This window comes from Ruminococcus sp. RTP21484sp1_RTP21281st1_A8_RTP21281_210402, from assembly GCF_040914025.1.
In the GTDB taxonomy this organism is placed as follows: Bacteria; Bacillota; Clostridia; order Lachnospirales; family Lachnospiraceae; genus Blautia_A; species Blautia_A faecis.
In genome coordinates this window covers 49,619-57,175 of record NZ_JBCPGE010000026.1, presented here as the reverse complement: position 1 = coordinate 57,175, position 7,557 = coordinate 49,619, and the positions used below count along the sequence as shown (strand labels likewise).

6 protein-coding genes are annotated in these 7,557 nt (G+C 43.9%); 4 read left to right on the top strand and 2 right to left on the bottom strand.

Features of this window, described 5'->3' with window-relative positions:
* From AB5170_RS13310 to AB5170_RS13295, 4 genes are all read left to right on the top strand, one after another.
* On the top strand, nucleotides 1-397 hold a 397-nt coding region (locus AB5170_RS13310), incomplete at its 5' end, for a carbohydrate ABC transporter permease (RefSeq protein WP_368365072.1).
* Nucleotides 394-1,236: a carbohydrate ABC transporter permease gene (locus AB5170_RS13305; protein WP_173769318.1), complete on the top strand. Its 843-nt coding sequence runs from the start codon at nucleotides 394-396 to the stop codon at nucleotides 1,234-1,236. The genes AB5170_RS13310 and AB5170_RS13305, both read left to right, overlap by 4 nt.
* Before the next feature lie 103 nt (nucleotides 1,237-1,339).
* A complete protein-coding gene (locus tag AB5170_RS13300; protein ID WP_173771800.1) occupies nucleotides 1,340-3,013 on the top strand; it encodes an alpha-glucosidase in 1,674 nt (557 codons plus the stop codon).
* A 92-nt stretch (nucleotides 3,014-3,105) separates the two neighbouring features.
* Nucleotides 3,106-5,097 carry a TIM-barrel domain-containing protein gene (locus tag AB5170_RS13295; protein ID WP_173771798.1) on the top strand — a complete coding sequence of 664 codons (1,992 nt, stop codon included), beginning with the start codon at nucleotides 3,106-3,108 and terminating at the stop codon, nucleotides 5,095-5,097.
* A 99-nt stretch (nucleotides 5,098-5,196) separates the two neighbouring features.
* Here AB5170_RS13295 and phnE read toward each other — a convergent pair whose 3' ends face one another.
* Both phnE and phnC read right to left on the bottom strand, forming a co-directional pair.
* Complete coding sequence (gene phnE / locus AB5170_RS13290; protein ID WP_173771796.1) at nucleotides 5,197-6,747, bottom strand: phosphonate ABC transporter, permease protein PhnE; 1,551 nt, start codon at nucleotides 6,745-6,747, stop codon at nucleotides 5,197-5,199.
* A complete protein-coding gene (gene phnC, locus AB5170_RS13285; protein WP_173771794.1) occupies nucleotides 6,740-7,519 on the bottom strand; it encodes a phosphonate ABC transporter ATP-binding protein in 780 nt (259 codons plus the stop codon). Before phnC ends, phnE begins: the two co-directional genes overlap by 8 nt.
* Nucleotides 7,520-7,557: the final 38 nt, after the last annotated feature.

Sequence of the window (7,557 nt, the reverse complement as noted above, 5' to 3'; positions counted from 1 at the left end):
ATCCTTATGGATCGGATGCGCTTTTAACACCTTGATCTACATTGCAGGACTTCAGTCCATTGACACAGATGTATATGAGGCTGCTGACCTGGATGGAGCGACCGGCTTAAAAAGATTCAGCAAAATCACGTTCCCTCTGCTGGCACCATCTTTTACCATCAATATGGTACTTTCCGCAAAGGGTTATCTGATGGTTTACGATCAGATCATGGCTATGACAGATGGCGGTCCTGGAACCAGCACAACATCTATTGCAGTATTGATCTACAAAAAGGGCTTCGGAGGCGGACAGTTCGCTTATCAGTCAGCCAATGCGGTTATGCTTTTTGTTGTAGTAGTACTGATTTCCGTATTCCAGCTGCGTGTACTTGAGAAGAGGGAGGAAAAATTAGGATGAAACAGAATACAGTGAAAGTAAAAGAGCGTTACAACTGGCCTGTTACGATCCTTCTGATCATTGGAATCGTACTTGTCATCCTGCTGCCTCTTTATATGGCACTGATGATTGCCATCAAGGATCCAACAGATATGAACAACATTCTGGCACTGCCAAGAAAAATCAGACTTCAGAACTTTGCAGATGCCTGGGTAATGACAAATTTTCCAAGAAAGTTTCTTAATACAGCATTTATCACAGTGGTGAATCTGATTTTTACACTGATCACAAACTCTTTTGCCGCTTATGCCATCACAAGAAACCGTAAAAAGAGCAAATTCTTTTCCCTCATGTATTATTACTTTATCAGTGCCATGTTTATACCGTTCCAGGTAATCATGCTTCCGCTGGTTGTGCAGGCAAATGCTTTTCACCTGGATAATATTTTCGGAATTACATTCCTGTACATTATTTTCGGTCTTCCTATGAATACGTTCCTTTATACAGGGGCAGTAAAGGCAATCCCGGAGGCACTTGACGAAGCAGCCATGATTGACGGGGCAAATCCGATTCAGATTTTTTCCAGGATCATTTTCCCGGTTCTGAAGCCTACCACAGCTACAGTAGCAATTCTTTCCTTCATGTGGACCTGGAATGACTTTACCATGCCATTGGTACTGTTAAGTGATGAAAGCCAACAGACACTGCAGCTTGCCCAGTATGTATTTAAAAAACAGTTTTCTGTTGATTATAATCTGGCATTTGCTTCTTATCTGCTTGTTCTGCTTCCAGTGCTGATCGTGTATATTTTCTGTCAGAAATGGATCATGAATGGTGTAGTAGCCGGTGCAGTAAAATAGAGAAAACAAATACGCGCCATGGGAATATTTCACTGCGGTCATGTACCGGGGAAGAATATTCTGTGGGAAAATAAATATAGAATATCAGGAGGACAGCCAGGAAATGAAGAAGAACTGGTGGAAAGAAAGTATTGTATACCAAATCTATCCAAAAAGCTTCAATGACAGCAATGGGGATGGAATTGGTGATATCAGAGGAATTATAGAGAAACTTGATTATCTGAAGGAACTTGGGGTAAATGTTCTGTGGATCTCACCTATGCTGGAGTCCCCACAGGATGACAATGGCTATGATATTTCAGATTATCGCAGAATTTACAAAGATTACGGAACCATGCAGGATTACGAGGAACTGCTTTTTCAGGCGCATGAACGTGGAATCAAGGTGCTGATGGATCTGGTTGTAAATCATACTTCAGACGAACATCAGTGGTTTCTGGAGAGCAAAAAGTCCAAGGATAATCCGTACCGTGACTATTACATTTGGAAAAATCCGGTAAACGGAAAGGAGCCAAATAACTGGGGCGGTGTATTCGGCGGTTCTGCATGGGAATACGACAATGAGACACAGATGTATTACCTGCACCTGTTTTCCAAAAAACAGCCGGATCTGAACTGGGAAAATGAGAAAGTGCGCCAGGAAGTTTACGATATGATGAAATTCTGGTGTGACAAGGGAATCGACGGTTTCCGTATGGATGTGATCAGTATGATTTCCAAGGATCAGGCTTTCCCGGATGGAGAAGTGAAAAGCGGCCTGTATGGAGATTTCGGTCCATACTGCGTTCACGGTCCGCGGGTCCATGAATTTTTACAGGAAATGAATCGTGAGGTATTGTCTAAATATGATATCATGACAGTTGGGGAAACTTCTGGTGTTACCATTGAAGAGGCACAGAAATATGCCGGGGAAGAAAGTGGCGAGCTGAATATGGTGTTCCAGTTTGAACATGTTGAAGATGCTTCCCCGCATGCGGAGTTTGGTAAATGGACCACTGACAGATATGACTTTAAGGCTTTCAAAAAGACGATGATCAAATGGCAGGAAGAACTTCAGGGAAAAGCATGGAACAGTCTTTTCCTGGGAAATCATGATCAGCCAAGAAGCGTTTCCAGATTTGGAAATGACAATCCGGCATACAGAGAAACTTCTGCAAAAATGCTGGCAACCTGTCTTCATATGATGCAGGGAACTCCTTATGTATACCAGGGGGAAGAGCTTGGCATGACAAACGCATATTTCCATAAGCTGGAAGATTATAAGGACATTGAGAGCATTCAGTATTATACAGAGCTGACAGATGCAGGGCTGATGGAGCCGGATTACATGATGAAATGTCTGATGCTCAGAAGCCGTGACAATGCAAGAACACCTATGCAGTGGGACGGTTCAGAAAAAGCAGGTTTTACAGATGGAGAGCCGTGGATTAAAATAAATCCGAACTGTAAAGAAATCAATGCAGCCAGTCAGTTGGATGATCCGGATTCCATTTTCCATTATTATCAGAAACTGATCGCTCTTCGCAAGGAGAAAGATATTATTGTGTACGGTGAGTTTGAACCGCTTTGCCGTGAGGATGATCAGATTTTCGCATATATGAGAAAGCTGGATGAGGAAAGACTTCTTACAGTCTGCAATTTCAGCCAGCAGTCGGCAGAATTTGAAGTTCCTGCAGAATTTGAAGGTTCCCAGTGCCTGATTACAAACCTTGACCGAAAAGTATTTAAGGGTAAAATCGTGCTGAAACCTTATGAGGCATTTGTGTTATATAAATAAACAGGTTACTGGACGAGAAACGGACAGCAGCATAACCAGACTTAAAGGGGCAAAATTTTTTGCCTCTTTTTTGAAAGACGAGGAAGATTGTTATGATCAGAAAATACAGATACGGAGCTCCTTTTGATACGGAGGCAGTAACAGAGAAGATTGAAACAGCGAATGGCGCTTTTCCTTATGGAAAAATCAGCCTGGAAAAGGGCTTTGATTTTACATATGTGATGGATGAGGATGATATTGTTTATGGACTTGGGGAAGCCAACCGCGGCATCAATAAAAGAGGATACTGCTATATCAGCAATTGTACCGATGATCCAAACCATACGGAAGACAAGCGTTCTTTGTATGGTGCCCACAACTTTATCATTGTAAGCGGAAAGACAACATTTGGACTGTTTTTCGACTACCCTTCTGAACTGACCTTTGATATTGGATATACCAGAATGGACACCCTGAAAGTGACATGCGCAGATGCAGATCTGAATGTGTATGTGATTGAAGGTGAATCTGCCTATGATATTGTAAAGCAGTTTCGCCATGTGATCGGACGCAGCTATATTCCCCCGAAATTTGCATTTGGTTTCGGACAGAGCAGATGGGGATATACCACCAAGGAGGATTTTCGCAAGGTGGCAGCCGGCTATCGTGAGAATCACATCCCTTTGGATATGATCTACATGGACATCGATTATATGGATTCCTATAAGGATTTTACTTTGAATCCGGAGAATTTCCCTGATTTCCCGGATTTTGTAAAAGAGATGAAAGACCAGGATCTACGCCTGATCCCTATTATTGATGCTGGTGTAAAAGTGGAAAGCGGCTATGAGGTTTACGAGGAAGGTGTGGAAAAAAGATACTTCTGCCAGCGGGAGGATGGAAGTGATTTCGTGGCAGCCGTATGGCCGGGGGATACTCATTTCCCGGATTTTCTGAACAAGGATGCCAGAAAGTGGTTTGGAGACAAATACAGCTTCCTTATTAGCCAGGGGATTGAAGGCTTCTGGAACGATATGAATGAGCCTGCTATTTTCTATTCCTCAGAGGGAATGGAAGAGGCGAAGAAACTTGCCGGAGAGTTTTCCCAGGATAAAGAAGGTAAGATCCACATTTGGAAAATGCAGGGCGAGCTAAACGGACTCGCAAACAACCCAGAAGATTACCGCAGATTTTATCATAATGTGGATGGCAAAAAGATCCGTCACGACAAGGTACATAACCTGTTTGGCTACAATATGACAAGAGCAGCAGGCGAAGCATTCGACCGCATTGATCCGGAGAAGCGTTTCCTGATGTTTTCCCGTTCCTCCTATATTGGAATGCACCGTTACGGCGGAATCTGGATGGGAGACAATAAATCCTGGTGGTCACACATTCTTCTGAACCTGAAAATGCTGCCGTCTTTGAATATGTGCGGATTCCTTTACACAGGAGCAGATCTTGGCGGATTTGGTGCGGATGCAACAAGAGACCTGGTGCTTCGCCATATGGCACTTGGGGTATTTACTCCGCTTATGCGTAACCATTCCGCAATCGGAACAAGAGAGCAAGAGTGCTATCAGTTTGAGAATGTTGAGGATTTCCGAAATGTGGTAAATACGAGATACCGCCTTGTTCCGTATCTGTACAGCGAATACATGAAGGCCGTTTTAAACGATGATATGTATTTCAAACCACTTGGCTTTGTTTATCCGGATGATAAGATGGCAATCCGGGTGGAAGACCAGCTGATCCTTGGAAATGAGATTATGATCGCACCGGTTTACGAGCAGAACGCAAGAGGGCGTTATGTTTACCTTCCGGAAGAAATGAAGTTTGTGAAATTTCTGACAGACGGAAGTATTTCTGAGGAGATTCTGGAAAAGGGCGTTCATTATGTGGAGGTTGCCTTAAATGAAGTGCCTCTGTTTATCCGTAGTGGTAAGTGTATTCCGGTTGCAGAGGCTGCGGAGTGTGTGAAGGATATTGATACTTCCAAACTCACTATGCTGGGATATGAAGGCAGCAGTTATACTTTGTACGAGGATGATGGCGTGCATAAGGAGTACGATAAGGCTGAGAATTATAGAAAATTAGAAAAATAACAGAATGAAAAGATCCCTTGAAAGTCTTTGGAAATTTCACGACGAGGTTTAAAAGATTTTTTAAACAGGATCCAGAAGACAGAAAATCGGAGCTGGCCATCAATTTCCAGCTCCGATTTTTTCAGATACCATATCGATAAACCACACCAACAGAATCAATCCCAGCATGATTGCACCAGCTTTTTCCCAGGCATATTGATTCATGGAAAAAATAAGGGGCGCTCCGATTCCGCCTGCGCCTACCAGACCGAGAACGGAAGCTTCACGGATGTTTACATCAAACCGGTAGAGGATGATAGAGGTGAAAACAGGCTTCAGCTGCGGCAGGACACTGTGGCAGATGGCGGGAAGAGGACGGACCCCCATGGCCAGCAGCGCATGATAGGGACGAGGGTCCAGGGCATCTAGTGCTTCTGTAAATCTTTTGGTGAGAAGTCCGATACTGCATACGGCCAATGTCAGCACTCCTGTGAAAGCTCCTGGCCCGGATACCCGGATGAAAATCAGTCCATACACCAGAAAAGGCACCGAACGGATTACCATGATCACCAGGTTAAAAAGAAAGGACACAGGAGCAGGTACGAAACGTTTGGTATTTAGAAAAGCCAGCGGTGCAGATACAATGGCTCCGATTACCGTTCCAATAAAAGCAATGCACACTGTTTCCAGTAAAAGATACCCAAGCCCATCTTTTTCAGCCGAGAAAAAGAAGCTCCAGTCTGGCTGCAGAAAGCCAGCAAACATATTTCGCAAAGTCTGTGGACTGGTTCTGGAAAAATCCGGCAGGGAAAGGGTAAACGTGCAGATCAGAAACAGGGCAGCCAGAAACAGAAGCAGCAGTCTGGCCTGCTCTTTTTTTATTGTGCGCTCTTTTCGTATCAAGGCGGCCAGATACCGACTGAAATATTCAATCACACACACTGTTAGAAACAGCATCAGCAGAATGGTCCCCACTTTGTCATACTCCAACCAGGAAATCTTCTCATTGAGAAGCAGTCCGATACCGCCAGCTCCCACATATCCTAAAATGGAGCTGTGCCGTACATTAGTTTCCAACAGGTAAAGTGCATTGGTGAGAAAGCCAGGAATGATCTCTGGTAAAATTCCATGGATATAAGCCACATACTTTGAAACACCCATAGCCCGAAGTGCCTGGTAAGCTTTTACATCGGCGGCACTTGCATCCTCGTAGGTAAGTTTTGTCATAATGGCAAAGGTGTACAAGGTAATGGCAAAAGTACCTGCAAAGGTTCCAAGCCCGAAAAGAAAGGTAGCAGTAAGCGCCAGAATCAAGGCTGGAAAAGAACGGAGAATCTGGATTACAATTCTAAGTATCCGTCGTATTACAGCTGGAAATCCTAAGTTTGCAGCGCCAAAAGGCGAGAGTACAAGGGCAAAAAAGATGCCAAGTACCGTTCCGGTAACAGACATCTGAATGGTGTAAAAAAGTGGCAGCAGGATCTTCTGAATATAGGAAAAATCTGGCGGGATCATATCCACGACCAAGTCGGTGAGGTGGTTCCTTCGTTTCCAGAAAGTTACAAGGTCACAGTCTGTGAAATTTGCTGCAAGGAAAAACAAAATCAGAAAAGAAATTGGAACAGCAAATTTTGCCACAATGGAATTTTTGCTTATTTTGTTATCATTCATAAGCGACACCTCGCTTATTCTCTATCTGAGTATCATTTTTGTTATAAATTTGTGTAGTGATAGAATCAGTCAGATCAGCAGTCTTACCGTCAAATACAACCTTGCCATCTTTCAGACCAATAAGTCGGTCGGAGAACTCCTGGGAGAATTCCAGATTATGGCTGTTCATTAAAATGGTGACACCATCCGTCTCATGAATACTCTTCAGCAACCCTAGAATCTGTCTCCCGGTAACTGGATCAAGAGACGCCACCGGTTCATCTGCCAGCAGGATCGCCGGGTGCCGCATAAGTGCTCTTGCAATTGCCACCCTTTGCTTTTGTCCGCCAGACAGATTCTTAATCGGTTCCTCTGCCTTTTCCAGAAGTCCAACCCGATCCAGCAGTTTCAGAGCTTCTTCTTTACGTGTTTTTCCATAAAGTCCAAACACGCCTTGGAAAAATCCCATATCCGGAAGTCCGGCAGTCAGCACATTCTTCAGACAGGTAGAATTCTCCACCAGACAAAAGTCCTGATAAATAGTTGCGATGGATTTTTGCAGTTCACGTTTTTTCCTTCCTTTTAGAGAATCAAAGCGCTTATCATCCAGAAGCACCTGTCCGCCAGTGCACTCCATCATTCCATTGAGAATGCGAAAGAGCGTTGTCTTCCCCGCCCCCGAAGGCCCGATCACCGAGACAAACTCTCCCTGCGAGACGCGGAAATCCACATCTATCAGGGCTTTTGTGCCATTATGAAATTTTTTTGCGATATGCTGAATCTGTAAATTCATAGATAAAATTGACCTCGTTTAAAACTACTGCCGAGGCA